A 3,261-nucleotide genomic window follows, 5' to 3' on the forward strand; every position below is an offset into this window, starting at 1 on the left:
GTGCTGACGCTGCGCAGCGCCGAATGGGCCGGCGGCGGCCCGATGCTGTCCGGCGCCGCGCTGTTCTCCGGCTTCTACCTCAACGAGCTGCTGATGAAGCTGCTCGCCCGGCACGACCCGCACCCGGTGCTGTTCGACGCCTATGCCGCGTCCATGCCCGCGCTTGCCGCGGCCGACGACACGCTGACCCAGGCGGCTTTGCGGGCCTTCGAAATCGTGCTGCTGCGCGAGATCGGCCTGCTGCCGCAACTGGACCGGCTGACGAGCAGCGGCACTGCGCTGGCCGCCGACTCGGCCTACCAGCTGCGACCCGAACTGGGTCTGATCGCCCATGCGCAGGGCGATGCTCCGCTGGCCGGCCGCCAATTGATGGCCTTGCAGCAGGCGCTGAACGCCGGCGAGATGGGCCAGCTGCAGCGTCTTTGCGCAGACAACCTGCCGGCGCTCAAGACCACCTTGCGCGGCCTGCTTCACTATCATCTCGGTTCACCCCGGCTGCGCACCCGTGACGTGATGATCGACGCGCAGCAGTTGATGGAACCGCACCGATGAACCCACTTGTCGCCCCCGAAGCCGCCGCCCATCCCTTGGCCGGCCTGACTGCGCTGTCGGTCAACCTGAACAAGGTCGCGCTGCTGCGCAACACCCGCCACCTGGGCATTCCCAGCGTGCTTCGTGCGGCCCAGCTGGTGCTGGAGGCCGGTGCACAAGGCATCACCGTGCATCCGCGGCCCGACGAGCGCCACATCCGCGGCAGCGACGTGCACGAGCTGGCCGCGATGCTGCGCGAGCAGTGGCCGCAGGTCGAATACAACATCGAAGGCAATCCGCTGCAGAACCTGATGGACTTCGTTCGCGCCGTGCGCCCACACCAGGCCACCTTCGTGCCGGACAGCGAAAGCCAGTTCACCTCCGACCACGGCTGGAACCTGCCGGCCGATGCCGACACGCTGCGGCCCTTGATTGCCGAATGCCACACGCTGGGCGTGCGCGTCAGCCTGTTCATGGACCCGCTGCCCGAAGCGATGGCGCATGCCCGCGCGCTTGGGGCCGACCGCGTCGAGCTCTACACCGAGACCTGGGCGAGTTCGTTTGGCACGTCGCGGCAGGCCGAGGTAGGCGCGGCCTTCGAGGCGACCGCCAAGGCCGCGCTGGCTGCGGGCCTGGGCGTCAATGCCGGCCATGACCTGAACCGCGACAACCTCGCCGAGTTCCTGCGCCTGGCACCTGGTACCGCAGAGGTATCGATCGGCCATGCGCTGATCGCCGACGCGCTGGAGCTGGGCTATGCCGAGACGGTTCGCGCCTACCTGACTTGCATTCACCAAGCCTCGCAATCGACATGATCGTCGGCATCGGCACCGATGTCTGCGACATCCGCCGCATCGTCGCCACGCTGCAGCGCCGTGGCGACCGCTTCGCCGAGAAGGTGCTCGGGCCGGCCGAATGGCAGGTCTTCCTGCACCGTCGCGGCCGGATCGAGTCGCGGGGTTTGGCCTACCTGGCGACGCGCTTCTCCGCCAAGGAGTCCTTCTCCAAGGCCATTGGGCTGGGCCTGCACATGCCGATGACCTGGCGCGCCTGCGAGATCCTGAACCATGCCAGCGGCCAGCCTTTCATCCGCCTCCATGGTGAGCTGGCCGAGTGGTTTGCCGCCCGCGGTTGGCGCGCCCACGTCACGCTGAGCGACGAGACCGACTACGTCTCCAGCTTCGTCGTTGTCGAGACCGACCCTGGCCGGACCGACGCTGCGCCACCGCCCTACATGCCTTCCTCTCTTCCCACCAAGCCATCCTGATGAGCGATCAACGCCCCGTCATCCTCGACATCGCCGGCACCACGCTGGACGCCAACGACCGCCGCCGCCTGGCGCATCCGCTCACCGGCGGCCTGATCCTGTTCACCCGCAACTGGCAGGACCGGCGCCAGCTCACCGAACTGGTGGCCGAGGTCAAGGCCATCCGCGAAGACCTGCTGGTCACCATCGACCACGAAGGTGGGCGTGTGCAGCGCATCCGCACCGACGGTTTCACCCACCTGCCGGCCATGCGCCACTACGGCGAGCTGTGGATGAAGGACGCGATGCGCGCCACCGCGGCGGCCAGCGCGGCCGGCCACGTGCTGGCCAGCGAGCTGCGCGCCTGCGGCGTGGACTTCAGCTTCACGCCGGTGCTGGACCTTGACCACGGCCGCAGCGAAGTCGTCGGCGACCGGGCCTTCCACCGTGACGCGCGGGTGGCCACGCTGCTGGCCCAGAGCCTGATGCTGGGCCTGCTGCAGGCCGGCATGCAAAGCTGCGGCAAGCACTTCCCCGGCCACGGCTACGCCACGGCGGACAGCCATGTGGCCCAGCCGGTCGACAAGCGCTCGAAGAAAGCCATCCTGGCCGAAGACGCCAAGCCCTACGACTGGCTCTCCGGCACGCTGACTGCCGTGATGCCGGCCCACATCATCTACCCCAAGGTGGATGAGCTGCCGGCCGGCTACTCGGCCACCTGGCTGCAGGACATCCTGCGCGACCAGCTGGGCTATGCCGGCGCCATCATCAGCGACGACCTCAGCATGGAAGGTGGCCGCTGGCTGCGTGGCCAACTGGTCAGCCCGACCGAGGCCGCGGTCGCCGCGCTGAATGCCGGCTGCGACCTGGTCCTGCTGTGCAACCAGTCGCGGGTGGACGGTGGTGCGCCGCTGGACGCACTGCTGGACGGCCTCGGCGAGGCGCTGGCCAAGGGGCGCTGGCAGGCCGACCCGCTGGCCGAAAGTCGCCGCGCGGCCTTGTTCCCGGCCACCTCGCCGCTGCCCTGGGACGAACTGATGCGCCACGCGCCTTACCAGCTGGCGCTGGAGCGCCTGCACGGCTGAAGCCAACGCTTGGCCGGACGAAAAAAAGCCGCCTGGCCTCACGGCCCGGCGGCTTTTCCATGTCCGCGCAGCCTCAGGCTGCGTGGTGGACCGGCTTCAGTTGGAAGCCGAGGCGTCGAACGGCAGGTGCACCTGGTTCAGGTCCTTGCGGGTCTCGACCAGCACCAGCGGGCCTTCATCGGCCACCACCAGCGGCGGCCGTTCGCGCGGCACGTGCACTGGCTTCGGTTCGGCGGCGATGGCGGCTTGCGCGGCCTGGATCTTGTCGACGTCCGAGTTGACCCAGGTCAGGCCGGCGCCTTCGGCGATGCGTTGCAGGTCGTCCATCGGCAGCTCGAAGCGGACCGGTGCCGGCGCCACGGCCGGTGCAGCCACCGGCGCAGCGATGGCCGCCAGTGC

The 3,261-nt window shown here is 69.2% G+C and carries 5 protein-coding genes; 4 read left to right on the plus strand and 1 reads right to left on the minus strand.

Going from position 1 to position 3,261, the window contains the following annotated elements:
- The 4 genes from recO to nagZ all read left to right on the plus strand — a co-directional run.
- Positions 1-552 (plus strand): DNA repair protein RecO (gene recO / locus FKP22_RS25315; protein ID WP_211361577.1); only part of this gene is annotated, 552 nt, incomplete at its 5' end.
- On the plus strand, positions 549-1,346 hold the full coding sequence (locus FKP22_RS25320; RefSeq protein ID WP_141290489.1) for a pyridoxine 5'-phosphate synthase: 798 nt from the start codon (positions 549-551) through the stop codon (positions 1,344-1,346). The genes recO and FKP22_RS25320, both read left to right, overlap by 4 nt.
- Positions 1,343-1,798 carry a holo-ACP synthase gene (gene acpS, locus FKP22_RS25325; protein ID WP_141290491.1) on the plus strand — a complete coding sequence of 152 codons (456 nt, stop codon included), beginning with the start codon at positions 1,343-1,345 and terminating at the stop codon, positions 1,796-1,798. The genes FKP22_RS25320 and acpS overlap by 4 nt, the downstream gene beginning before the upstream one ends.
- Positions 1,798-2,862, plus strand: coding sequence for a beta-N-acetylhexosaminidase (nagZ, locus tag FKP22_RS25330; protein ID WP_141290493.1), 1,065 nt, complete (start codon positions 1,798-1,800; stop codon positions 2,860-2,862). Before acpS ends, nagZ begins: the two co-directional genes overlap by 1 nt.
- Positions 2,863-2,958: 96 nt before the next feature.
- On the opposite strand, the gene FKP22_RS25335 is transcribed toward nagZ, so the two are convergent.
- Positions 2,959-3,261, minus strand: a 303-nt coding sequence (locus FKP22_RS25335; protein WP_233446967.1) for a hypothetical protein, incomplete at its 5' end; no start/stop codon positions are given.

It is taken from the genome of Ideonella azotifigens (genome assembly GCF_006519715.1).
GTDB classification, from domain to species: Bacteria; Pseudomonadota; Gammaproteobacteria; order Burkholderiales; family Burkholderiaceae_C; genus Ideonella; species Ideonella azotifigens.